A 22866-nucleotide genomic window follows, 5' to 3' on the forward strand; every position below is an offset into this window, starting at 1 on the left:
TCGCCGCCGACAGCCCGGCGGGGCCGCCACCGACGATCACGACGTCGTATTCCATCGATTCGCGCGGGCCGTATTGCTCGATGAGGCTTGCGGGGGTCATTGGCGTTCCTCTAACCGTTAGAATGCTTTTATTCGGGAGCGTATTGTCCGCGAAACAAAACGCTTGCCGCAACAGCACGCGAATAGATTAGCACGATCGTTCTATTTTTTGTGCTAGGGTTATGCTGCGTGGGACAGGGCGTCCGCCGCGGCGAAACGACATCGAAAGGGGATGTGCAATGGGTCGATCGATCAATCTGGAAGGCAAGGTCGCGCTGGTCACGGGCGCATCGAGCGGCCTCGGGCAGCGCTTTGCCCAGGTGCTGTCGCAGGCCGGCGCGAAGGTCGTGCTCGCGAGCCGCCGCGTCGAGCGCCTGAAGGAGCTGCGCGCGGAGATCGAGGCGGCGGGCGGTGCCGCGCACGTCGTGTCGCTTGACGTCACCGACGTGCAGAGCATCAAGGCGGCCATCGCGCACGCGGAGACGGAGGCCGGCACGATCGACATCCTCGTGAACAATTCGGGCGTCTCGACGATGCAGAAGCTCGTCGACGTGACGCCGGCCGATTTCGAATTCGTGTTCGATACCAACACGCGCGGCGCATTCTTCGTCGCGCAGGAGGTGGCGAAGCGGATGATCATGCGCGCGAACGGCAACGGCAAGCCGCCGTGCCGGATCATCAACATCGCGTCGGTGGCCGGTCTGCGCGTGTTTCCGCAGATCGGGCTGTATGCGATGAGCAAGGCGGCGGTCGTGCAGATGACGCGTGCGATGGCGCTCGAATGGGGGCGCCACGGGATCAACGTCAACGCGATCTGTCCGGGCTATATCGATACCGAAATCAATCATTACCTGTGGGAAACCGAGCAGGGCCAGAAGCTGCAGTCGATGCTGCCGCGCCGGCGCGTCGGCAAGCCGCAGGATCTCGACGGGCTGTTGTTGCTGCTCGCGGCCGACGAGTCGCAGTTCATCAATGGCTCGATTATCTCCGCCGACGACGGCTTCGGCCTCGCCTGAGTGGATGACATTCAGCAACAAAGAAGACTGCAATGAGCGAATATTCCCCCGTATTTGAAATGTCGATGCCGATCCGCTGGGGCGACATGGACGCGTTCGGCCACGTGAACAACACGGTCTATTTCCGCTACATGGAACAGGCCCGGATCTCGTGGTTCGAGGAACTCGGCATCGCGGGCGGCAACGGCGAGGGGCAGGGCCCCGTGATCGTCACGGCGTCGATGGAGTTCCTGAAGCAACTGCACTATCCGGGCGACGTGATCGCGAGGATGTCGGCCGCGAAGCCGGGCCGCAGCAGCTTCGACACGGGTTTCGAGCTGACGCGCGCGGACGATCCGCAGCACGTCTATGCGCGCGGCAACGCGCGCTGCGTGTGGGTCGACTATGCGCTCGGCAAGTCGGTGCCGCTGCCGCAACTGCTGCGCGATACGATCGAGCGCGCGCTCGCGGCGAAGGTCGACTGAGCGCGGCGCCATCGAACCCGGCGCCCGGGCGCCGGTGTGCCGCCATTTCCTGATGATCCCCCGCATCGGCCGCGTCACGCGGCCGATCGCCATTCCGGGGCGCGTGTCACTGGCCGAGCAGGCGCTGCAGCAGTTCCGGCGTATTGTTCGTGCCGTACTTGCGCATCAGCCGCGCGCGGTAGATGTCGACCGTGCGCGAACTGATGTCGAGCACGCGCCCGATCTGCTTGCTGGTCTTGCCGGTCGCGAGCTGCGCGGCGATCTCGCGTTCGCGCGGCGTCAGCTCGACGGCGACCCGGCGCGTCGCGCTGAGGTCCTCGAAAGTCCACACGCCCGCCGCGAGCGGCGCGGTGCGGTCGAGCGCGCGGCCCGTCACGTGGCACCAGAACAGCTCGCCGTCGGCCCGTTTCATGATTCTGTCATCGGCATAGATGCCGTTCGCGATCATCACGCGCGAGATGCGCTCGCCGATGCGCTGGAATTCGTCCGGCGATGGATAGAGCACTTCGTACGACTTCCCGATCAGGTCGGCTCGCGCGCAGCGGAAGATCGACGCGAGCGCGTCGTTGCAGTCCTCGATCACGCGGTCGCGCGACATCACGAGGCCGAGCGGCGCGAGGTGGAAGGCAGTCTGGTAATCGAGAGCGGGCATGGAGCAGGCAAGCGGAGGCAAACGCTTATGTATTTTTGCGTATTGTGCCGCATCCGCGCCGCATCGTACCCTTCCAGGCATCTCGCGGTGGTTTGTCGCGATATAAAAACAGCGCGCCTCGACGCAGGCATCGCCGTGCATGCATAGAATGATGCGGCGGGCTTGCGGCCCAGTGGGCGCGTGAACCGGTTTTGCTGGTTTCCATAGAGGAAGGGACATACAGATGAACAAAGTCTATCCAAGCGCGGCTGCCGCGCTGGAGGGGATCGTCCGCGACGGACAGACCTTCGCGGTGGGCGGCTTCGGCCTGTGCGGGATTCCCGAGGCGCTGATCGCGGCACTGCGCGATTCCGCCGTCAAGGGCATCACCTGCATCAGCAACAACGCGGGCGTCGACGGCTTCGGTCTCGGCCTGCTGCTGGAAACGCGCCAGATCAGGAAGATGATCTCGTCGTACGTCGGCGAGAACAAGGAGTTCGAGCGCCAGTACCTGGCCGGCGAACTCGAGCTCGAATTCACGCCGCAGGGCACGCTCGCCGAGAAGCTGCGCGCGGGCGGCGCCGGCATCCCCGCGTTCTTCACGAACACGGGCTACGGCACCGTGATCGCGGAAGGCAAGGAAACGCGCCAGTTCGGTGATCGCCATTACGTGCTCGAGCCGTCGCTCACCGCCGACGTCGCGCTCGTGAAGGCGTGGAAGGCCGACCAATCCGGCAACCTGATCTATCGCCGCACCGCGCGCAACTTCAACCCGATGTGCGCGATGGCGGGCAAGATCACCGTGGCGGAAGTCGAGGAGATCGTCGAGAACGGCACGCTCGATCCGGACCAGGTCCACACGCCGGGCATCTTCGTGCAGCGCATCGTGCTGAACGCGACGCCCGAGAAACGCATCGAACAACGCGTCGTACGCGCGAAAGGAGACTGACATGGCCTGGAATCGTGACCAGATGGCCGCGCGCGCGGCGAAGGAACTGCAGGACGGCTTCTACGTGAACCTCGGCATCGGCCTGCCGACGCTCGTCGCGAACCACGTGCCGGCAGGCGTCGAGGTGTGGCTGCAGTCGGAGAACGGCCTGCTCGGCATCGGTCCGTCGCCGACGGAGGAAGAAGTCGATGCCGACCTGATCAACGCCGGCAAGCAGACCGTCACGACGCTGCCGGGCTCGTCGATCTTCTCGTCGGCCGATTCGTTCGCGATGATCCGCGGCGGCCATATCAACCTCGCGATCCTCGGCGCGATGCAGGTCAGCAAGAAGGGCGACCTCGCGAACTGGATGATCCCCGGCAAGATGATCAAGGGCATGGGCGGCGCGATGGATCTCGTCGCGGGCGTGAAGCGCGTCGTCGTGCTGATGGAGCACGTCGCGAAGGGCGACCAGCACAAGATCCTCGACGAATGCAACCTGCCGCTGACGGGTGTCGGCGTGGTCGACCTGATCATTACCGATCTCGGCGTGATCGAGGTGACGCCGGACGGCCTGAAGGTGCTCGAACTCGCCGACGGCGTGAGCGCGGAAGAGATCCAGGCGAAGACGGGTGCACCGCTCGATGTGAGCGCGGTCGCGTAAGTTCGCTGCGCGCAAGCGCTGCTGCGACGCCCCGCGTGCCGGACGACGGCACGCGGGGCGTTTGTCATTGGAGGCGGGCGGACGATGCATGGGCAGTCCGGTTGCGGCGACCCGTATGACCGAAGCGGTTTACAATCGTTTGCATCGGGCGGCGCAAGCGCTGCCCGCCGCGCCGCCCACGTTCGACAGGATGCCAACGATGCCAACCCCCTCAGCGAATCCTCCCGTTCCCCGTCAGCGACGCGTACAGTGTGCGAGCGTCGCGGGCCTGCACCACATCGCCTACACCGAATGGGGCGACCCCGCCAATTCGCGCGTGCTCGTCTGCGTGCATGGCCTGACCCGTTCGGGGCGCGATTTCGACCGGCTTGCCGCCGCGCTGTCCGATACGTATCGCGTCGTGTGCCCCGACGTCGTCGGGCGCGGCCGCTCCGACTGGCTTGCCGATCCGCGGCATTACGCGATTCCGCAATATGTGGCCGACATGGTCACGCTGATCGCGCGGCTCGACGTCGAGTCGGTCGACTGGTTCGGCACGTCGATGGGCGGGCTGATCGGCATGGCGCTCGCGGGGCTGCCCGGTTCGCCGCTGCGCCGGGTGATCGTCAACGACGTCGGCCCGCGCATCGAGCCCGATTCGCTGACGCGCATCGGCGAATACCTCGGCGTGCAGCCGCGCTTTGCGACCGAGCAGGAGGGCATCGACTATCTGACGTCGCTGTCGCTGCCGTTCGGCGCGTTGACCGGCGACGAATGGCGCGAGATCAACGGGCCGTTGCTGCGCGAGCTGCCCGACGGCGGCTGGACGATGCGCTACGACCCGCGCATCGCCGAGCCGTTCAAGGCGACGACGCCCGAACTCGCCGCGCTCGGCGAGGCCGCGCTGTGGCGCGCGATCGAGACGACCGATGCGTCGCTGCTGATCGTGCGCGGCGCCGAGTCGGACCTGTTGTCGCGCGAGACCGTCGCCGAGATGGTGCGCCGCGGCCGGCGTGTGATGCAGGCGGAAATCTCCGGCACGGGGCACGCGCCGGCGTTCCTGAGCGCCGACCAGATTGCGCTCGCCCGCCGGTTTTTCGTCGAAGGCGACGCATAAACGCGTCATAATATGCGGTTCGGCGGCACGCGGGCCGCGTGTCGCCGATTCTTCACCCACTCAACGACCGGAACATTCCATGGCAGTCATTCGTCACCACGTCGGGGCCCGTCTCTCCGAAACCGCGATCCACAACGGTACCGTGTATCTGGCCGGTCAGATCGCCGAAGACACCACCCAGGACATCAAGGGCCAGACGCGCGAAGTGCTCGGCCATATCGACCGCCTGCTCGCCGAAGCGAACAGCGACAAGGCGCATCTGCTGTCGGTGCAGATCTATATTTCGGATCTCGCGAACTTCGAGGGCATGAACGCGGAGTGGGACGCGTGGGTCGCGCAGGGCAACACGCCGCCGCGCGCCACCGTCGAGGCGAAGCTCGCGGATCCGGCGCTGCTCGTCGAGATCGTCGTCGTCGCCGCGCAGCGGAGTTGAGCGAAGCGTCACGATGACAGCAATACGCCAGGCCGTGCGATGACCGAGTCCGTTTCCCCTTCTTCCGTCGTGGCGCCGTCGTTCGACGACGTGCTCGCGTTCGTGCGCGAGCGGGCCGGCGACGCCCGCCTGTCGTCGGGGGAATTGCTCGCCGATCACTCGGCGGGCACGGCATCGATCATGCGCACGCTGAACGTCGACCCGCACGCGATGCAGGCGGCCGCGCTGTTCGTGCTGACGCCGCACCTGAACGATCCCGGGCGGGAGCTGACCGAGCGTTTCGGCGAAGAGGTCGCGCGGCTCGTGTCCGATGTGCGCAAGCTGCTGCGGCTCGGCACCGTCAGCCTGCGCGTCACGCAGAACGCGATGCCCGACGCCGGGCGTGACGCCGCGGAGGAGCGGCGCACGCAGATCGAGGCGCTGCGCAAGATGCTGCTCGCGTTCGCGCAGGACATCCGCGTGGTGTTGATCCGCCTGGCGTCGCGGTTGCAGTCGCTGCGCTACTACGCGGCGTCGAAGATCGATCCGCCGCCTGACGTCGCGCGCGAGACGCTCGAGATCTATGCGCCGCTCGCGAACCGTCTCGGCATCTGGCAACTGAAGTGGGAACTCGAGGACCTCGCGTTCCGCTTCGAGGATCCGGTCACCTACAAGCGCATCGCCAGGCTGCTCGACGAGAAGCGCGTCGAACGCGAGGCGTACGTCGCGCAGGCCATCGAGCGGCTCCAGCACGAGCTGGCGGAAGCGCACATTCCGGCCGACGTGAGCGGGCGGCCGAAACATATCTACAGCATCTGGCGCAAGATGCGCGGCAAGGAGCTCGACTTCTCCGAGCTGTACGACGTGCGTGCGTTCCGCGTGATCGTGCCGGACATCAAGGATTGCTACGCGGTGCTCGGCATCGTGCATCACCTGTGGCAGCCGGTGCCGAAGGAATTCGACGACTACATCTCGCGCCCGAAGCCGAACGGCTACAAGTCGCTGCATACGGTCGTGATCGGCGACGACGGCCGCGCGTTCGAAGTGCAGATCCGCACGCAGGAAATGCACCGCTTCGCCGAGTACGGCGTCGCCGCGCACTGGCGCTACAAGGAAGCGGGCGCGCGCGGCTATGGCGGCCAGTTCTCGGCAAGCGACAAGTACGACGAGAAGATCGCGTGGCTGCGCCAGCTGCTCGCATGGAAGGACGACGTCGAGGACGGCACCGAAGTGTCGGGAGACAAGGCTTGGGCCCAGCTGCGCGAGACGTCGCTCGACGATGACCACATCTACGTGCTGACGCCGCAGGCGCGCGTGATCGCGCTGCCGCAGGGCGCGACGCCGGTCGACTTCGCGTACCACCTGCACAGCGAGCTCGGCCATCGCTGCCGCGGCGCGCGCGTCGACGGCGTGATGGTGCCGCTGAACACGTCGCTCGCGAACGGCCAGACGGTCGAGATCGTCGCGGTGAAGGAGGGCGGGCCGTCGCGCGACTGGCTGAACCTGCAACTCGGCTATCTGAAGAGCTCGCGCGCGCGGCAGAAGGTGCGGGCGTGGTTCAACTCGATCGAGCAGGAAGAAAACATCGCGCATGGTCGTGCGCTCGTCGAAAAGACGCTGCAGCGCGAGGGCAAGACGTCGGTCAACCTCGACAATCTCGCCGCGAAGCTCGGCTTCAAGTCGCCCGAGGAACTGTTCTCGGTGGTCGGCAAGGAAGAATTCAGCCTGCGCAACGTCGAGCACGCGCTGTCCGATGCGCCGCCGCCCGAGCACGCGCCGGAGGCGCCCGCCGATTTCGAGAAGCGCAGCAGCGGGGCGAGTGTCGCGCACGGCGCGTCGACCGGCGTGCTGGTGGTCGGCGTCGATGCACTGCTGACTCAGCTCGCGCGCTGCTGCCGTCCGGCGCCGCCCGACCCGATCAGCGGATTCGTGACGCGCGGCAAGGGGATGTCGATTCACCGCAGCGACTGCCCGACGTTCCGGCGGATGGTCGAGCGGGCGCCGGAGCGCGTGCTGCAGACGACCTGGTCGGCCGACGTGCTGGGCGGGCGCGGCGTGTCGGTCTATCCGGTCGACCTGATGATCGAGGCGAGCGACCGGCAAGGCTTGCTGCGCGACATCTCCGAAGTGTTCGCGCGCGAGAAGATGAACGTGGTGGGCGTGAAGACGCAAAGCCGCCGCAATGCGGCCTTCATGCAGTTCACGGTCGAGGTGTCGAATTCCGCGCAGGTGCAGCGTGCATGCACGCTGCTCGGCGAGGTGCCGGGCGTCGTGCGGGCGGGGCGCAAGGGGTGACGTCCCCGTAATAGGGCTGGAACGCGAGCATTTTGCTGCGACTGCATAAAAACGCTTGCCAAGTCATCGGTAGCCCCATATAATCTTAGCTTCTCTAGGCTCGTAGCTCAGCTGGTTAGAGCACCACCTTGACATGGTGGGGGTCGTTGGTTCGAGTCCAATCGAGCCTACCAACGAATTGAGAATGCCCGGTTTCCGGGTGTTCGATGCAGTAAATAACTCAACGCGAACAAGGCGAATACGGTTATGACACCGCGAACGTTGACCGAAACCTTTTCGGAGCGACGCTAGTCGAGGAACCCTTTCGCCCTTTCAGTTTGAGTGAAGTATCGAATGCGGCCCCTCGAAAGCGGGGCCGCATTTTTTTTGTCGCGAAATTTTCGCGCGTGACTTTTACATCGCGTGCTTGGTCTGCCGCCCACTGTCGGCATCACGGAGATTGCCATGGTTTCGATACGCTTGCCTGACGGCTCAGTTCGACAATACGAGCATCCGGTGACAGTTGCCGAGGTTGCCGCCTCGATCGGTCCCGGCCTTGCGAAGGCTGCGCTTGGTGGCAAGCTCGATGGCGAGCTCGTTGATACGTCCACGGTCATCGATCGCGACGCATCGCTCGCGATCGTGACGGACAAGGATGCCGACGGTCTCGACATCATCCGTCATTCGACCGCGCACTTGCTCGCCTACGCGGTGAAGGATCTGTATCCGGATGCGCAGGTGACGATCGGTCCCGTGATCGACAACGGCTTCTACTACGACTTCTCGTACAACCGCCCGTTTACGCCCGAAGATCTGGAAAAGATCGAAAAGCGCATGCAGGAGCTCGTGAAGAAGGACGAGCCGGTGACGCGCCGCGTCGTGTCGCGCGACGAGGCGGCCGGCTATTTCCGCAGCCTCGGCGAGAAGTACAAGGCCGAGATCATCGAATCGATTCCGCGAAGCGACGAAATCAAGCTGTACTCGCACGGCGGCTTCACGGACCTGTGCCGCGGCCCGCACGTGCCGTCGACCGGCAAGCTGAAGGTCTTCAAGCTGATGAAGGTCGCGGGCGCGTACTGGCGCGGCGACTCGAAGAACGAGCAGCTGCAGCGCATCTACGGTACGGCCTGGACGAAGAAGGAAGACCAGGATCAGTACCTGCACATGCTCGAGGAAGCGGAAAAGCGCGACCACCGCAAGCTCGGCAAGCAGCTGGACCTGTTCCACATGCAGGAAGAGTCGCCGGGCATGGTGTTCTGGCATCCGAAGGGCTGGGCGCTGTGGCAGCAGGTCGAGCAGTACATGCGTCGCCGCGTGAACGACGCCGGCTACCTCGAGATCAAGACGCCGATGATCATGGACCGCTCGCTGTGGGAGGCGTCGGGCCACTGGCAGAACTACCGCGAGAACATGTTCACGACGGAGTCGGAAAAGCGCGACTACGCGATCAAGCCGATGAACTGTCCGGGTCACGTCCAGGTGTTCAAGCACGGCCTGCGCTCGTACCGCGATTTGCCGCTGCGCTACGCGGAATTCGGTTCGTGCCATCGCAACGAGGCATCGGGTGCGCTGCATGGCCTGATGCGCGTGCGCGGCTTCGTGCAGGACGATGCGCACATCTTCTGTACGGAAGACCAGTTCATCTCGGAGTCGATTGCGTTCAACACGCTGGCCATGAGTGTGTACAAGGACTTCGGTTTCGATCACATCGACATCAAGCTGTCGTTGCGCCCGGACCAGCGTGCGGGCACGGACGAGACGTGGGATCGCGCCGAGCAGGGCCTGCGCGACGCGCTGACGGCCTGCGGCCTCACGTGGGAAGAGCTGCCGGGCGAGGGTGCGTTCTACGGTCCGAAGATCGAATACCACATCAAGGATGCGCTCGGCCGTTCGTGGCAGTGCGGCACGCTGCAGCTCGACATGGTGCTGCCGGAGCGCCTCGGTGCCGAGTATGTCTCGGACGACAGCAGCCGCCGCCGGCCGGTGATGCTGCATCGGGCAATCGTCGGTTCGATGGAGCGTTTCCTCGGCATTCTGATCGAGCACCACGCTGGTGCGATGCCGGCCTGGCTCGCGCCGTTCCAGGCAATTGTGCTCAATATCGCCGAAAGTCAGGCCGAATATGCACAATCTCTGGCCCAAACGTTGCAAAAACAAGGGGTTAGAGTGGCGGCCGATTTGCGCAACGAGAAGATTAGCTATAAAATACGCGAGCACACGCTGGAAAAGGTGCCTTATCTCCTCGTCGTGGGCGATAAGGAGCGTGATGCGCAAACGGTAGCCGTGCGTGCCCGTGGCGGCGTCGATCTTGGCGTTATGCCGATCGAAGCCTTCGTTGAGCGTCTGCAGGAAGACCTGCGCTCGTTCAAGTAACCGCCCTGGCAGCGCGGCTCGTTTTTTTAATTTTTAGAGGAAACGTAACATCGCTACTGATAAGTCGTCGCATCGCATCAACGGTGAAATCTCTGCGCCGGAAGTGCGTCTGGTCGGGATCGAGAACGAACCGCTCGGAATCGTAAAACTCGCTGATGCTTTCCGTAAATCGGAAGAGCTTGACGTTGACCTGGTGGAAATCGCGCCGCAAGCCGTTCCGCCGGTCTGCCGTTTGATGGACTACGGCAAGTTCAAGTATCAGGAGTCCAAGAAGCAACACGAAGCGAAGCTGAAGCAGAAGGTTATCCAGGTGAAGGAAGTCAAATTCCGCCCGGGTACCGATGACGGTGACTACAACGTCAAGCTTCGCAACCTCGTGCGCTTCCTCGAAGAGGGCGACAAGACGAAGATCACGTTGCGTTTCCGCGGCCGCGAAATGGCTCACCAGGAGATCGGCATGCGGATGCTTGAGCGTCTGCGCACGGATCTCGAGGAAGTCGGCCAGGTCGAGCAGATGCCGAAGATGGAAGGGCGCCAGATGATCATGGTGCTCTCGCCGAAGAAAAAGAAGTAACGGGCCCGCGCGCAACGCGCGCAGGTTCGAAAGTGGTTCGGTGCGTTGCCCGGTCAGGGCGGCGCGCCAACGATGACGGCGGCTGCGCAAGCGGTTCGCCGTACACAAGTGGACTGGGTTTCGAAGGGCGGGTCAAGGGCGCAAGCCAACCGCACACCCATCGCCATCTAATAAACTGGAGTTGTTCGTCATGCCTAAGATGAAGACCAAGAAGAGCGCTGCAAAGCGCTTCGTGGTGCGTCCGGGCGGCACCGTCAAGCGCGGTCAAGCCTTCAAGCGTCACATCCTGACCAAGAAAACCACGAAGAACAAGCGTCACCTGCGCGGCGCAACGGCAGTTCATGATTCCGATCTGAACTCCGTCCGCGCGATGCTGCCGTTCGCGTAACCCCTCAACTGATACTCCAAGGAGAGAAACATGCCTCGAGTCAAACGTGGGGTAACCGCACGGGCCCGCCACAAGAAGATCATCAACCTGGCCAAGGGTTATCGCGGCCGTCGCAATAACGTCTACCGCATCGCCAAGCAGGCGGTGATGCGTGCTGGCCAGTACGCGTACCGCGATCGCCGCAACAAGAAGCGTGTGTTCCGCGCACTGTGGATCACGCGTATCAACGCGGCGGTTCGCCAGCACGACATGACCTACAGCGTGTTCATCAACGGCCTGAAGAAGGCGTCGATCGAACTCGACCGTAAGGTCCTGGCCGACATGGCGGTGTTCGACAAGGCTGCTTTTGCTGCGATCGTCAAGCAGGTGAAAGCCGCCGTTGCAGCCTAATTGCGAAATTAGCACTGCGTGGTTAGTTGCAGCGAGGTTCCGGTAGTCTCGGCCGCTGCAGCGAAAACGGGGCTCTTCCGAGCCCCTTTTTTGTTTGGTGAGCAGTTTTGCCCGCCAAGACCGAATGACGTTGGAAATGATGGGATCTATGGATCTGGACCAGATTGTCGCCGACGCGCAGCAGTCCTTCGAACAGGCTGCCGACATCACCACGCTCGAAAACGAGAAAGCACGATTTCTCGGCAAGTCGGGTGCGCTGACCGAGTTGCTCAAGGGCCTCGGCAAGCTCGATCCCGAAGCACGCAAGACCGAAGGCGCACGCATCAACGTCGTGAAGCAGCAGGTTGAAGCCGCGCTGACCGCACGCCGCCAGGCGCTCGCCGATGCGCTCTTGAACCAGCGCCTCGCCGCCGAGGCGATCGACGTCACGCTGCCGGGCCGCGGCGCCGGCGCAGGCAGCCTGCACCCCGTGATGCGCACGTGGGAGCGTGTCGAACAGATTTTCCGCTCGATCGGCTTCGACGTGGCCGACGGTCCCGAAATCGAGACCGACTGGTACAACTTCACGTCGCTGAACAGCCCGGAGAACCATCCGGCGCGTTCGATGCAGGACACCTTCTATGTCGAAGGCAAGGATGCCGACGGCCGCCAGCTGCTGCTGCGCACGCACACGAGCCCGATGCAGGTGCGTTACGCGCGCATGAACCGTCCGCCGATCAAGGTGATCGCGCCGGGCCGCACGTATCGCGTCGACAGCGATGCGACCCACTCGCCGATGTTCAATCAGGTCGAGGGGCTGTGGATCGACGAAAACATCAGTTTCGCCGACCTCAAGGGTGTCTATACCGACTTCCTGAAGAAATTCTTCGAGCGCGACGACATCCTCGTGCGCTTCCGTCCGTCGTATTTCCCGTTCACGGAACCGTCGGCCGAGATCGACATGATGTTCGAGCACGGCAAGAACGCCGGCAAATGGCTCGAGATCTCCGGCTCGGGGCAGGTGCATCCGACCGTGATCCGCAACATGGGCCTCGATCCCGAGCGCTACATCGGCTTTGCGTTCGGCAGCGGCCTCGAGCGCCTGACGATGCTGCGCTACGGCGTGCAGGATCTCCGGCTGTTCTTCGAGAACGATCTGCGTTTCCTGCGCCAGTTCGCATAACGCACGCGCCGCGCCGACATGTGCCCGCGCACGCCCCGCCGGACGTTTCCGACGGGGCCCGGGCGTCGATCTAACCTGTTTCGAACGTAGACATCCATGCAATTCCCTGAATCCTGGTTGAGAACCTTTGTCGACCCGCAGCTGACGACCGATGAACTGTCGCACGCGCTGACGATGGCGGGGCTCGAAGTCGAATCGCTGAGCAAGGCTGCGCCGCCGACGTCGAAGATCGTCGTCGGGCGCGTGCTCGAAGTCGTCAAGCATCCGGATGCGGACAAGCTCAATGTCTGCCAGGTCGACGCCGGCACCGGCGCGACGCTGAATATCGTGTGCGGCGCACCGAACGTGGCGCCCGGCATCAAGGTGCCGGTCGCGCTGGTCGGCGCGGAACTGCCGCCGGCAGAAGAGGGCGGCAAGCCGTTCGCGATCAAGCTGTCGAAGCTGCGCGGCGTGGAAAGCCAGGGGATGCTGTGCTCCGCACGCGAGCTGAAGCTGTCCGAGGACCACAGCGGCCTGCTGATCCTGCCGGGAGACACGCCGGTCGGACAGGACATCCGCGACACGCTCAATCTCGACGACACGATCTTCGAAATCAAGCTGACGCCGAACAAGGCCGACTGCCTGTCCGTGTTCGGCATCGCGCGCGAGACGGCCGCGATCACCGGCGCGCCGCTGACGCCTGTCGATATCCGCCCGGTGCGCGTCGAGCTCGACGAGACGCTGCCCGTGCGCATTGCCGCGCCCGATCTGTGCGGCCGCTTCTCGGGCCGCGTGATCCGCGGCGTGAACGCGCACGCGAAGACGCCGCAATGGATGGTCGAGCGCCTCGAGCGTTCGGGCCAGCGCAGCGTGTCGGCGCTCGTCGACATCTCGAACTACGTGATGTTCGAGCTCGGCCGTCCGTCGCACGTGTTCGACCTGGACAAGATCCACGGCGGCATCGAGGTGCGCTGGGGCCAGCGCGGCGAGTCGCTGAAGCTGCTGAACGGCAACACGATCGAACTCGACGAAGCGGTCGGCGTGATCGCGGACGACCGTCACGTCGAAAGCCTCGCGGGCATCATGGGCGGCGACAGCACGGCCGTCACGCTCGACACGACCAACATCTATCTGGAGGCCGCGTTCTGGTGGCCGGACAGCATCCGTGGCCGCGCGCGCAAGTACAACTTCTCGACCGATGCGGCCCATCGCTTCGAGCGTGGCGTCGACTATGCGACGACGGTCGAGCACGTCGAGCGCATTACCCAGCTGATTCTCGAGATCTGCGGCGGCAAGGCCGGCCCGGTCGACGATCAGGCGGTCAACCTGCCGCAGCGCGCGCCGGTGAAGATGCGCGTGTCGCGCGCGAACCGCATCATCGGCGTGAAGATCGACGCCGACGAGATCGCGAACATCTTCACGCGCCTCGGCCTGCCGTTCGAGCGTGACGACGACGCATTCCTGGTCACGCCGCCGTCGCACCGCTTCGACATCGAGATCGAGGAAGACCTGATCGAGGAAGTCGCACGCATCTACGGCTTCGAGAAAATTCCGGCGCGTCCGCCGGTCGCGACGAGCGAGATGCGCGCGACCAACGAGACGCAGCGATCGATCCACGACATCCGTCATGCGCTGGCGGGGCGCGACTATGCGGAAACGGTCAACTTCAGCTTCGTCGATGCGGAGTGGGAGCACGATTTCGCCGGCAACGACAACCCGATCCGCCTGCTGAACCCGATCGCGAGCCAGCTGTCGGTGATGCGCACGACGCTGTTCGGCAGCCTGATCTCGGTGCTGCGCCACAACCTGAACCGTCGCGCGGATCGCGTGCGCGTGTTCGAGGCGGGCCGCGTGTTCCTCGCCGATCCGTCGGTGAAGGCCGGCGAGCTGACCGTCGAAGGCTACACGCAGCCGAAGCGTGTCGGCGCGCTCGCGTACGGCCCGGCGGTCGACGAACAGTGGGGCGTGGCGACCCGCGCGGTCGATTTCTTCGACGTGAAGGGCGATCTCGAGGCGCTGCTCGCGCCGGCCGCCGCGCGCTTCGTGAAGGCCGGGCATCCGGCCCTCCATCCGGGCCGCAGCGCGCGCATCGAAGTCGATGGCCGCGCGGCCGGCTGGATCGGCGAGCTGCATCCGCGCCTGATGCAGAAGTACGAGCTGCCGCACGCGCCGGTGATGTTCGAAATCGACGCGGACGCGCTGATCGCGCGTGCGCTGCCGGCACCGACCGACGTGTCGAAATTCCCGCCGGTACGGCGCGACATCGCCGTCGTGGTCGATCAAGCGGTCGAGGTTCAGGCACTTTTCGACGAAATGAAGAAGGCGCTGGCCGAAGACGCCTGCCGATTCGTTCAGAGGGTTGTACTCTTCGACGAATTTCGTGCAAAATCAAATACTTCCGGTGGTCTTGCCGCGCACGAGAAGAGCCTTGCGTTCCGCGTGACGCTACAGGACGCGGCTGGCACGCTGCAGGACGAAGTCGTCGATCAGGCGATCCAGACGCTGGTCGAGCGGATGGCGCGTGCCGGTGCTCGCCTGCGCGGCTAAGGAGAGGGGCTGCCCGTTCGCGGGCTGCTTTTCCCCATCGTGAGTTTTGGTTTAACGCGCTGTATGGCAGATATGAACGACATGACCTCGAGTGAATTCGAAGCCCTCCTGACGGCGCAACGCAGCGCCATGAACCGCGACGCTTCGGCGCCGGCGTCCACCGAGACGCCGACGCTGACGAAAGCGGAACTGGCGGAGCTGCTGTTCGACAGCGTCGGGCTGAACAAGCGTGAAGCGAAGGACATGGTCGAGGCGTTTTTCGAAGTGATCCGCGACGCGCTCGAAAACGGTGAAAGCGTCAAGCTGTCGGGGTTCGGCAATTTCCAGCTGCGCGACAAGCCGCAGCGTCCGGGCCGCAATCCGAAGACGGGCGAAGCGATTCCGATCGCGGCCCGCAGGGTGGTAACCTTCCACGCGAGCCAGAAGCTGAAGGCGCTGGTCGAAAACGGCACGGAGTAACGCCCGCGCGCTGTCGTCTCTGCGCGGCCGCCGCGCACCCTTTACCGACGGTTAACCGACGATGACCACTACGGTTGAGAAAGTCGTCTTGCCTCCGATTCCCGCGAAGCGCTACTTCACGATCGGTGAAGTCAGTGAGCTGTGCGGGGTCAAGCCGCACGTGCTGCGTTACTGGGAACAGGAATTCACGCAGTTGCGGCCGGTGAAGCGGCGTGGCAATCGCCGGTACTACCAGCACCACGAAGTGCTGCTGATCCGGCGGATTCGCGAGTTGCTGTACGAACAGGGGTTCACGATCAACGGGGCGCGCAACCGGCTCGATTCGCCGGGCGGCGAACGCGCTGCGGCACCCGGCGAGCCCGACGCCCCGGCCGCCGATGCGCGTGTGCCGGACAGGCCGGGTGCAACGGTCGACGTGATTGCGTTGCGGCAGGCGCTCCTCGACGTGATCGAGGGACTGAAGCACGACTGAGTGCGACGCCCGAATCAGGAAAAAGCCCGGTTGGCGAAGTTCAGCGCCACCGGGTTTTTTCATGCGTGCGTGTCCTCGATGTCAGCGCGATGCGAGCGGATCCGGCTTGCCCATGTCGACGACCAGCGTGCCGTCCGGCAACATCCGCACCGAGCCCTGCGCGACCTGGCGGCGGTAGCCGTACAGGTCGAAACGCATCGGGCCGGCCTCGGCCGAATTCCGGATCAGCGCGCGCACGTTCAGTTCGAGCACGTTGAACATCTTCATGTCGCCGCCTTCCATCCACATGTAGCTCGGCGCGTCGATCTGCGGCCGCTTCGGCACGGGTGTGTCGGCGGCGCGCCGGAACGTGAGCCGCAGTCCGTCGCGTTCGACCGTCGCCTCGCCGAGCTTGCCGTTCAGCATCGGCGGCGGAAAGACGGTGTACTGGTCGAGCACGAGCGTGTCGCCGCGCAGTTGCGCGCCGCGGCGCTGCAGCGGCGTCAGCGACGCGAGCTCGATGCCGAGCGAGCGCAGCAGTTTCGCCTGCGGGATGCCGAGTACCGACACCTGCGACGGCTTGAACGCGAGGTGCCGGTCGTCGAGCACCGACAGCGCGCCCTTCATGTCGGTCGGCAGCCACACGCCGGGCACGTGATTCCAGAGCTTGATGCCGCCCTGGACGCGCAGGTCCTGGCCATCCGCGCTCAATTGCAGGTCGTTCAGCGAGCGCGGCGCGTAGTCGAGCAGGTAGTTGTTGAAGAGCGCCGACATCGCCTTCCATGATTCGACGACCGTCCCGCCGAGAATGCGAATGTCGTACTGGTTCGGATCGTCGAGGTCGACCGGTTCGCCGGGCCGTTTCGCGATGAGCTGCACGTCGAGGTCCTCGACATGGAAGCCGATGTCGCCGGACAGGTTGAAGTCGACGTTGTGCAGGTGGATCGTCGGGTGGCGGTTCGACACGTGCCGTTCGTTGAACGGCGTGGTCGACGAGCGCCGCATCGCGACTTTCTGCATGCCGAATCGCGCCGTGCCGGCCATGAGCGCAAACGCTTCCCAGTGCTGGCGCGAGTCGCGCAACGCGTCCTGCTGCGCGGCGAGGAAGCTGTCGTTCAGGCGGGCGGCGGCATTGCCGAGCGCGGCGCCGCTCGCGGGGCCCGCATACGACGGCATCCGGATCGCCATCGCGCCGCTTTCGTCGAAATTGAAATAGCCGGCCGACACCTGGTCGCGATAGTGGTACAGGTCGAACACGAAATTCTGGTCGCGCTTCGTCGGATCGACGGGGCCGATCAGGATGTCGGCGTTCATCGGCATCGAGCGCATGAATTTCACGTCGCCGCCGCGGATGAACATCGCCTGTTGCGGCGCATTCGCGGGCAGCGCGAAGCCGGCGTGCGAGCCGTCGTCGAGCGTCAGGTCGAGGCCTGACGGCGTCACGCGCAGCGCGGCGATCCTGATCTTCAGCCGCGGCGGCGGCATCAGCTTGTCGACCGACATCACGAGGTCGTCGCCGGCGAGCCGCGCGATCGGCGTCTCGACCTTCAGCAGATCGGCCATCTTCACGTTGGCCGCGCGCATCACCGGCTGCGCATTGATGCCCGATACGCGCACCCCGGTCGGGTGGAACACGAGCTGGCTGCCATCGCGGATCGCGAGCGTGCCGGTCAGCGAGAACGGCACCCAGCCGTCGCGCTGCATCTCGCCTTGCAGATGGATCACGCCGTCGCCGGCCGATACCGCGAGCTTGCGCAGCGGCGCGTTGCGGTAACCGAAAATGTAGGTGTTGAAGAGCGCGGTCAGCTTCGCGTTGTCGAGCGTGACCGTGCCTTCGTGCACGTCGATCTCGAAGCTCGTCGGATCATCGAACACGATCGGTGCGCCGGCCTGCGTCGGCACGAGTGTCGCGGACAACTGGTGGATGAAGAAGCCGAGGTTGTTGACGATGCGGAAATCGACATCGCGCAGAAACGTCATCGCACCGTTCTGGCCCGAGTCGCGCAGCGTGAACGGGCGTGGCTGCGTGAGGCTGATCGACGCGAGCGACGGCACGGTGCGGGCGATCTGCTGTTCATGGGCGAGGCGTTCGGCTTTGACGCGCTCGATCTTCGTCGATGCGGCCGACCCGCTGCCGTCACGCTGCGCAGCCGGTTCCGCGCAGCCGGCACAGAGCAGCGCGAGCGCAAGCGCGCTGCAGCCGAGCGCACGGGAGGTGCCCTGTGAAACCGAGGCGGCCGCGCGCCGCGGGCCTGCCATCCAGTCGAACCTTGCCAAAGGCGTGCGATGGCCGCGCCGGACCGCATTCCGCATCGTCTGTCTCCATGTCTTTGTCGTGATCGACGAGGGCGCGCGGCCGATGCGCGGCGCGGACGTCGATGCCGTGCAGTGTGGCATAGCGCGCTAGAGCGGCGTTACCAAACAGCGGGCGTCCATGCAAGGCTGGCCGGCGCACGACAGGACAATGGATTCCCGATGGCGGGTCGCCAGGATCAAACGGTCGTTTGGTTTTGCGGTCGAGGCGGGCGGCGCGCGCCGCGTCGATCGGCAAACCGGCGTCGGCGTGGGCAGACGCGGGTTTTCGTGCCCGATGAAGGTTGCGGTCCGAGGCGGGAGCAGGCGGCAGGGCGGCGACGGACGCGGTATCGCTATTGCCGCCTGCACGATCGATCAGACCAGCAGGCGCTGCCGGATCGCATTCTGCGTCGTCTGGTCCAGCTGCAGGCCGTCAACGAGGTAGGACGCCATCGAGCCGTACGACGTGACGACCTGATCGAATGCCGCCTGCAGATAGGCGGCCTGCGCGCTCTGCAGCGCGGCCATCATGTCGGCCGCGTCCTGCCCGCCGCTCTTCTGTGCCTGCGCGACATACGCCGCGATTTCCGACGCGCTGTAGACGTTGGTCAGCAGATAGTCGGCGAGAATCGTCTGCCGGGGGACCCCGAGGACCGTGTGCAGAACGGCCGTCGCCCAGCCGGTGCGATCCTTGCCGGCCGTGCAGTGGAACACCAGGTTGCCGCCGGACGCGGCAAAGCCGGCGAATAGCGTGTGGTAACTCGTCCGCGCCGTATCCGATGTCACGAACGCCCGGTACATGCTTTGCATGAAGGCTGCGGCAGTCGTGCCGCTGGTCGGAAGCGGGCCGAGATTGGCGACGCCGAGCACGTTGAGGTTCTCCCAGATGGCGCCGGCCAATGGCACATCCGGCTGCGCATGGATCTCGGACGTCGTGCGCAGGTCGCACACCTGCGTAATGCCGAGCGTATCGACCGTTGCGAGGTCGGCCGCGGACAACGCGAGTGCGGACGAACGGTAGATCACGCCTTTTTTCGTCAGTGCGCCGCTCGCGGTGGCATAGCCCGTTCCATTCGGTCCCGCGGTGTCACGAAAGTTTGCTGCCGAACCGAGCCTGGGTGTCGTGACGGGGGCGACCGCGATCGAGTCACCGCCGCATGCGGACAGAAGCGACGCGCTTCCCAGTGCGATGCCCAGCGTTCCGGCACCCAGCCGGAGAAAGTGTCGACGGGAAATTTCGTTTTTCTGATTCATTCACTGGCCTTTGTCGAAGACGGTGACAGGAAGTCGCGACTGCGGCTGCGACCGAAGCCGCTGCCGGCACGCCGCGCCGCGCGGCAAAGCGCGGACGTACCGTATCGATCCGGCATGCAGTCGGACGATGCGCCGTGCGCGTCGATCTCGCGCCGGGTAAGCGCACGGTAGCGATCCGCGGCGAAACGGCCATCGTCCTTTTCGATTAGGGCGCAACAGGGGTGACCGGTGCGATTCGCGCAACTTGCCGTACGTGCGACGGCCGCGGCGCGGTAAGATCGGCATCAGTGGCTGGATAGATCAAAGCATGGTGGCCGACACGGGGGAGGCGTCATGGATCTGAAGGAACTCGACGTATTGGGAGCGGATGTCGGCGATCACTGGTACTACGCGTCGAAGGCGAGCGCGATCCGTCGGTTCCTGGGCACGTCGGACGCGCACCGGATACTCGATGTCGGCGCGGGCTCGGGATTCTTTTCGAAGCATTTGCTCGAGTGCACGCGGGCGACGGAAGCGTGGTGTGTCGATACGAGCTACACCGACGATACCGACGGGGAGGCGGCCGGCAAGCCCGTTCATTTTCGCCGGGCCGTCGATCGATTCGATGCCGATCTCGTGTTGCTGATGGATGTTCTCGAGCACGTCGACGACGATGTCGGGTTGCTTGCGCGATATGTGGCGGGCGCGCCGAAGGGCAGCCGGTTCCTGATCACGGTTCCCGCGTTTCAGTTTCTCTGGAGCGCGCATGACGATTTTCTCGAGCACAAGCGCCGGTACACGCTCGACGGTCTCGAAGACGTCGCGCGTCGCGCAGGGCTGGAGGTCGAGCACGGCGCATACTACTTCGGCCTCACGTTTCCGCTCGCGGCGGCATTGCGACTGAGCGAGCGGGCGCGCCGGCAACCGCGCGAGCCGGCGTCGCAATTGCGCCGGCACCATCCGGTCGTCAACGGTTTGCTCAAGCTGATCTGCCGGGTCGAGTTGCCGATGTTCCGGTTCAACCGGGTGGCGGGCCTCACGGTCATCTGTGTCGCGCGCAAGTCATGAGCATCAGCGGGTTGCTTGGCCGGTACATGGGCGCGGCGGGATGCGCGTTGCCGCCCGCATCGAGGCCGGCTCGTCTCGTCACGGCGTTTCGCAAAAAATTTCACAGGAATATTCACAAAATGCATGCGACCCGTTCTAAACTGGGCAACTGTCTGTTATAATTTTTTTCTTTCGGGGCGTAGCGCAGCCTGGTAGCGTACCTGCATGGGGTGCAGGTGGTCGGAGGTTCAAATCCTCTCGCCCCGACCAGAAAAATCAAGGACTTACGGTGAAAGCTGTAAGTCCTTTTCCATTTGGGGCGGATTTTGCCCCCACATTTGCCCCCACACGATGAGTGGTTCTCGCGGGAACGGCGCAGAACTTCCACCGAGCTATGCGGCGTCCAGATCGGAATTCCGGTTGTAGCGACTTCGCCGGCCCCCGCACAACTGCGCGCCACTACTGACGTCGCCGCACCGCTGGCGTAAAGCTGATCACAATTCACTCCGGCCTTTCGGCCTCGATTGAAAGGCGACCGACCGGGTTGTCACGTTGATTGTGATCGACGTCGGCGGTCGCATCTAGATGGACCCAGAAAATGAAATCGAAGCCCCGGTCCTCAAGGCGCTCGAACTGCTCCTCAGCTGCGGCAAGCTTCAACAGGCATTGAGCTTGCCAATCCAACCCCACCACGAACCATTTCCACGAATTGTTCCACCCGCGCCACAGGATGGCGCCGGCGCTGCAATGATCGTGTGCAAACTTCTGGATCCGTCGGTCGATCACCTTCGCATCGTCGCGCGAAATGGATCCAGATAGGCGGATCGCGACAGTGTTCGCCGCATCGTCACGCGCGAGATATACATCCGCAATGCCGCTCAAGTGCCGACGAACGCTTTCGAGATGCTCGAGTTCCATATCTGCATCCACTGGCATCGCGCCGCACAATACATATTCGCCCTTGTCTAGGGCATCTTCGATATCCACGATCGTCACTCCGCTGATGTTTCGCCGGAGAGGTCAAGCGACTGACTGGATGCTCCGGCGGGGACAGGCGATCAGCGGCCATGCGACGGCGTGCTGCCGTGCTGGGCGTTCGGGAGAAAAGTCAGGAGTCGCCATGCACTGTCGACGCGCAGCGTTCTAGTCTGCGGGTCCAGATGATGGAATCTCGGGAGAGGTCGATGTGGCGATCAAGGCCGAGCGGCAAGAATGAAACGTCACCAGCCCAATTCCTTGTGAAAATTGCAGCGGCGCTCGCGTGTTTCTGCGCAAAGTCGGCAAGCACTCTCTCCACCGCGAGCCATGCGTTCGGTAATAGCGCGCCTGTGAGGCAGATGGCTAGACAGTGCGCCACGGGGTCGGTGGCAAAATAAACGTCGACATCGACCTGTTCGGTCAATCTGTTGGCGAGGTTTTCGGCGTGTGCACGGCGAAATTGGGTACCGACCGGTAGAGCGCCGCGGAGTATGTAGTTGGCCATGGTTTCCTCCGGACCGATTCGCCGCTCGTGCGAGCAGGCATGGTGGGGCCCCGCTCGACAACGTGCGGTAACATCGAGAAGTCAAATGGTATGACGAGATTAGTACTCGTTTGTACCATTGTCAACTAACAAAACATGACAAATGGATGATTTTCCGATACGCCTCAAGCAGGAGCGCAAGCGCATGCGCTTGACCCAGCCCGAATTTGCAGAGCTGGGTGGGGTTCATAAGCAGGCTCAGTTTCATTACGAGCGAGGGACGCGCCGACCGAATTCCGATTACCTCGTCGGACTGGCGTCCGCTGGCGTGGACGTGTACTACCTGCTTACTGGGCGGGTCGCGACGCTTGCATCGACTGTTGAGGAACAGCGGATCCTCTCTAGATACAGGGCGCTCGACGCAGATCAGCGCATTGCAATGCTGGCGCTTATGGACACGATGGGTGGACCAACGCACCGTGCGAAAAAGAACGGTGATTCGTAGGGTGACGAAAAGGTCGGCACGTTCACGGATCGCACGATCTGACGATCGTGATCTGTAGACGAATTCGGAGCACCGTGTAAGGCCAATGTCTCTTCGGCTAGAAGAAGTCCCGTCAACGTCCCTGCCTAGGAACGACGACCTGTACTTCCTAATGTGTGCCGCTCACCATTGACCTATGTTGTCGGGCGGGTGACGCGGGCTATTGCAGGGCCGAGGCACAGTCGGACAGTAGCCGAACTTCCACGGGTCGCGAAGCGGCTTTCCATCGCTTGAACTATTATTCCGCGCAGTTTAGATGTGCATGGCGCCCAAAACCGGCGCAAGCCTATCCTGCCGTCATTCTCTTTTCATGTTGTTTTCTCTGCCGATCGTGACTTCCGTGCGCGCGATGTGCAAGCCATGTGCATTCTGCAATCGCGTCCGTGTTATGGCCATGTGCAGCGAGTTTGATACAGCGTTGTGAAGAGGTAACTGGCG

The 22866-nt window shown here is 64.0% G+C and carries 22 protein-coding genes and 2 tRNA genes; 19 read left to right on the forward strand and 5 right to left on the reverse strand.

What is annotated here, in order from left to right; all coding sequences use genetic code 11:
* The first annotated feature begins 278 nt into the window (after positions 1-278).
* Complete coding sequence (locus DIE22_RS23470; protein WP_124500454.1) at positions 279-1055, forward strand: SDR family oxidoreductase; 777 nt, start codon at positions 279-281, stop codon at positions 1053-1055.
* 32 nt (positions 1056-1087) lie between these two features.
* A complete protein-coding gene (locus DIE22_RS23475) occupies positions 1088-1519 on the forward strand; it encodes a thioesterase family protein (protein ID WP_124500455.1) in 432 nt (143 codons plus the stop codon).
* Between the two features lie 106 nt (positions 1520-1625).
* On the opposite strand, the gene DIE22_RS23480 is transcribed toward DIE22_RS23475, so the two are convergent.
* Complete coding sequence (locus tag DIE22_RS23480) at positions 1626-2171, reverse strand: LuxR C-terminal-related transcriptional regulator (RefSeq protein WP_124500456.1); 546 nt, start codon at positions 2169-2171, stop codon at positions 1626-1628.
* A gap of 223 nt (positions 2172-2394) precedes the next feature.
* On the opposite strand from DIE22_RS23480, the gene DIE22_RS23485 reads away from it, so the two are divergent.
* The 14 genes from DIE22_RS23485 to DIE22_RS23555 all read left to right on the forward strand — a co-directional run bounded on the left by DIE22_RS23485 (position 2395) and on the right by DIE22_RS23555 (position 15868).
* The gene (locus DIE22_RS23485) at positions 2395-3099 is read left to right on the forward strand and encodes a CoA transferase subunit A (protein ID WP_124500458.1); all 705 of its coding nucleotides are present in this window, start codon (positions 2395-2397) and stop codon (positions 3097-3099) included.
* Position 3100: 1 nt separating this feature from the next.
* Positions 3101-3742, forward strand: coding sequence for a CoA transferase subunit B (locus DIE22_RS23490; protein ID WP_124500459.1), 642 nt, complete (start codon positions 3101-3103; stop codon positions 3740-3742).
* A 199-nt stretch (positions 3743-3941) separates the two neighbouring features.
* The gene (locus tag DIE22_RS23495; protein WP_124606192.1) at positions 3942-4838 is read left to right on the forward strand and encodes an alpha/beta fold hydrolase; all 897 of its coding nucleotides are present in this window, start codon (positions 3942-3944) and stop codon (positions 4836-4838) included.
* A 79-nt stretch (positions 4839-4917) separates the two neighbouring features.
* Positions 4918-5271 (forward strand): RidA family protein, encoded by a 354-nt coding sequence (locus tag DIE22_RS23500; protein WP_014897238.1) that lies wholly within the window; start codon positions 4918-4920, stop codon positions 5269-5271.
* A gap of 39 nt (positions 5272-5310) precedes the next feature.
* Positions 5311-7545, forward strand: a complete 2235-nt coding sequence (locus DIE22_RS23505; protein ID WP_124500464.1) for a bifunctional (p)ppGpp synthetase/guanosine-3',5'-bis(diphosphate) 3'-pyrophosphohydrolase — start codon at positions 5311-5313, stop codon at positions 7543-7545.
* A gap of 96 nt (positions 7546-7641) precedes the next feature.
* Positions 7642-7718, forward strand: a tRNA-Val gene (locus DIE22_RS23510).
* Between the two features lie 271 nt (positions 7719-7989).
* Complete coding sequence (thrS, locus tag DIE22_RS23520) at positions 7990-9897, forward strand: threonine--tRNA ligase (protein WP_124606193.1); 1908 nt, start codon at positions 7990-7992, stop codon at positions 9895-9897.
* A 49-nt stretch (positions 9898-9946) separates the two neighbouring features.
* Positions 9947-10471: a translation initiation factor IF-3 gene (gene infC, locus DIE22_RS23525; protein WP_124500466.1), complete on the forward strand. Its 525-nt coding sequence runs from the start codon at positions 9947-9949 to the stop codon at positions 10469-10471.
* A gap of 190 nt (positions 10472-10661) precedes the next feature.
* A complete protein-coding gene (gene rpmI / locus DIE22_RS23530; RefSeq protein ID WP_004191477.1) occupies positions 10662-10859 on the forward strand; it encodes a 50S ribosomal protein L35 in 198 nt (65 codons plus the stop codon).
* A 30-nt stretch (positions 10860-10889) separates the two neighbouring features.
* Positions 10890-11249, forward strand: a complete 360-nt coding sequence (gene rplT / locus DIE22_RS23535) for a 50S ribosomal protein L20 (RefSeq protein WP_004192938.1) — start codon at positions 10890-10892, stop codon at positions 11247-11249.
* A gap of 148 nt (positions 11250-11397) precedes the next feature.
* Entirely contained in the window at positions 11398-12411 is a 1014-nt protein-coding gene (gene pheS / locus DIE22_RS23540; protein ID WP_014897235.1) for a phenylalanine--tRNA ligase subunit alpha, read from the forward strand.
* Positions 12412-12507: 96 nt separating this feature from the next.
* Entirely contained in the window at positions 12508-14937 is a 2430-nt protein-coding gene (gene pheT / locus DIE22_RS23545) for a phenylalanine--tRNA ligase subunit beta (protein ID WP_124606194.1), read from the forward strand.
* A gap of 72 nt (positions 14938-15009) precedes the next feature.
* On the forward strand, positions 15010-15396 hold the full coding sequence (locus DIE22_RS23550; RefSeq protein WP_046545481.1) for an integration host factor subunit alpha: 387 nt from the start codon (positions 15010-15012) through the stop codon (positions 15394-15396).
* A gap of 61 nt (positions 15397-15457) precedes the next feature.
* The gene (locus tag DIE22_RS23555; protein ID WP_124606195.1) at positions 15458-15868 is read left to right on the forward strand and encodes a MerR family transcriptional regulator; all 411 of its coding nucleotides are present in this window, start codon (positions 15458-15460) and stop codon (positions 15866-15868) included.
* 81 nt (positions 15869-15949) lie between these two features.
* Here the strand turns inward: DIE22_RS23555 and DIE22_RS23560 are convergent, their stop codons facing one another.
* Together DIE22_RS23560 and DIE22_RS23565 are read right to left on the reverse strand one after the other, a co-directional pair.
* The gene (locus DIE22_RS23560; RefSeq protein WP_124606196.1) at positions 15950-18160 is read right to left on the reverse strand and encodes a hypothetical protein; all 2211 of its coding nucleotides are present in this window, start codon (positions 18158-18160) and stop codon (positions 15950-15952) included.
* Between the two features lie 357 nt (positions 18161-18517).
* A complete protein-coding gene (locus DIE22_RS23565) occupies positions 18518-19396 on the reverse strand; it encodes a tyrosine-protein phosphatase (protein ID WP_124606197.1) in 879 nt (292 codons plus the stop codon).
* Between the two features lie 333 nt (positions 19397-19729).
* Between DIE22_RS23565 and DIE22_RS23570 the strand changes: the two genes are divergently transcribed.
* Positions 19730-20443, forward strand: coding sequence for a bifunctional 2-polyprenyl-6-hydroxyphenol methylase/3-demethylubiquinol 3-O-methyltransferase UbiG (locus tag DIE22_RS23570; protein WP_124500471.1), 714 nt, complete (start codon positions 19730-19732; stop codon positions 20441-20443).
* Positions 20444-20615: 172 nt separating this feature from the next.
* Positions 20616-20692, forward strand: a tRNA-Pro gene (locus DIE22_RS23575).
* A 231-nt stretch (positions 20693-20923) separates the two neighbouring features.
* Here DIE22_RS23575 and DIE22_RS23580 read toward each other — a convergent pair.
* A complete protein-coding gene (locus tag DIE22_RS23580) occupies positions 20924-21409 on the reverse strand; it encodes a hypothetical protein (RefSeq protein ID WP_124606198.1) in 486 nt (161 codons plus the stop codon).
* Between the two features lie 121 nt (positions 21410-21530).
* Complete coding sequence (locus tag DIE22_RS23585) at positions 21531-21905, reverse strand: hypothetical protein (RefSeq protein WP_124606199.1); 375 nt, start codon at positions 21903-21905, stop codon at positions 21531-21533.
* Positions 21906-22047: 142 nt separating this feature from the next.
* Here DIE22_RS23585 and DIE22_RS23590 point away from each other — a divergent pair, with 142 nt between their 5' ends.
* Positions 22048-22389 carry a helix-turn-helix domain-containing protein gene (locus DIE22_RS23590; RefSeq protein ID WP_059858511.1) on the forward strand — a complete coding sequence of 114 codons (342 nt, stop codon included), beginning with the start codon at positions 22048-22050 and terminating at the stop codon, positions 22387-22389.
* Positions 22390-22866 lie beyond the last annotated feature (477 nt).

The sequence above is a fragment of the Burkholderia sp. Bp9142 genome, assembly GCF_003853415.1.
In the GTDB taxonomy this organism is placed as follows: Bacteria; Pseudomonadota; Gammaproteobacteria; order Burkholderiales; family Burkholderiaceae; genus Burkholderia.

Excerpts from the sequence above, each read along its gene's own strand:
- DIE22_RS23565 (WP_124606197.1), bottom strand. The coding sequence starts at position 19,396 with ATGAATCAGAAAAACGAAATTTCCCGTCGACACTTTCTCCGGCTGGGT.
- rplT (WP_004192938.1), top strand. The coding sequence starts at position 10,890 with ATGCCTCGAGTCAAACGTGGGGTAACCGCACGGGCCCGCCACAAGAAG.
- DIE22_RS23475 (WP_124500455.1), top strand. The coding sequence starts at position 1,088 with ATGAGCGAATATTCCCCCGTATTTGAAATGTCGATGCCGATCCGCTGG.
- DIE22_RS23585 (WP_124606199.1), bottom strand. The coding sequence starts at position 21,905 with ATGGCCAACTACATACTCCGCGGCGCTCTACCGGTCGGTACCCAATTT.
- DIE22_RS23490 (WP_124500459.1), top strand. The coding sequence starts at position 3,101 with ATGGCCTGGAATCGTGACCAGATGGCCGCGCGCGCGGCGAAGGAACTG.
- DIE22_RS23560 (WP_124606196.1), bottom strand. The coding sequence starts at position 18,160 with ATGCGGAATGCGGTCCGGCGCGGCCATCGCACGCCTTTGGCAAGGTTC.
- thrS (WP_124606193.1), top strand. The coding sequence starts at position 7,990 with ATGGTTTCGATACGCTTGCCTGACGGCTCAGTTCGACAATACGAGCAT.
- DIE22_RS23590 (WP_059858511.1), top strand. The coding sequence starts at position 22,048 with ATGGATGATTTTCCGATACGCCTCAAGCAGGAGCGCAAGCGCATGCGC.
- DIE22_RS23555 (WP_124606195.1), top strand. The coding sequence starts at position 15,458 with ATGACCACTACGGTTGAGAAAGTCGTCTTGCCTCCGATTCCCGCGAAG.
- DIE22_RS23485 (WP_124500458.1), top strand. The coding sequence starts at position 2,395 with ATGAACAAAGTCTATCCAAGCGCGGCTGCCGCGCTGGAGGGGATCGTC.
- pheT (WP_124606194.1), top strand. The coding sequence starts at position 12,508 with ATGCAATTCCCTGAATCCTGGTTGAGAACCTTTGTCGACCCGCAGCTG.
- DIE22_RS23495 (WP_124606192.1), top strand. The coding sequence starts at position 3,942 with ATGCCAACCCCCTCAGCGAATCCTCCCGTTCCCCGTCAGCGACGCGTA.
- DIE22_RS23505 (WP_124500464.1), top strand. The coding sequence starts at position 5,311 with ATGACCGAGTCCGTTTCCCCTTCTTCCGTCGTGGCGCCGTCGTTCGAC.
- DIE22_RS23550 (WP_046545481.1), top strand. The coding sequence starts at position 15,010 with ATGAACGACATGACCTCGAGTGAATTCGAAGCCCTCCTGACGGCGCAA.
- DIE22_RS23470 (WP_124500454.1), top strand. The coding sequence starts at position 279 with ATGGGTCGATCGATCAATCTGGAAGGCAAGGTCGCGCTGGTCACGGGC.
- DIE22_RS23480 (WP_124500456.1), bottom strand. The coding sequence starts at position 2,171 with ATGCCCGCTCTCGATTACCAGACTGCCTTCCACCTCGCGCCGCTCGGC.
- DIE22_RS23500 (WP_014897238.1), top strand. The coding sequence starts at position 4,918 with ATGGCAGTCATTCGTCACCACGTCGGGGCCCGTCTCTCCGAAACCGCG.
- DIE22_RS23570 (WP_124500471.1), top strand. The coding sequence starts at position 19,730 with ATGGATCTGAAGGAACTCGACGTATTGGGAGCGGATGTCGGCGATCAC.
- rpmI (WP_004191477.1), top strand. The coding sequence starts at position 10,662 with ATGCCTAAGATGAAGACCAAGAAGAGCGCTGCAAAGCGCTTCGTGGTG.
- pheS (WP_014897235.1), top strand. The coding sequence starts at position 11,398 with ATGGATCTGGACCAGATTGTCGCCGACGCGCAGCAGTCCTTCGAACAG.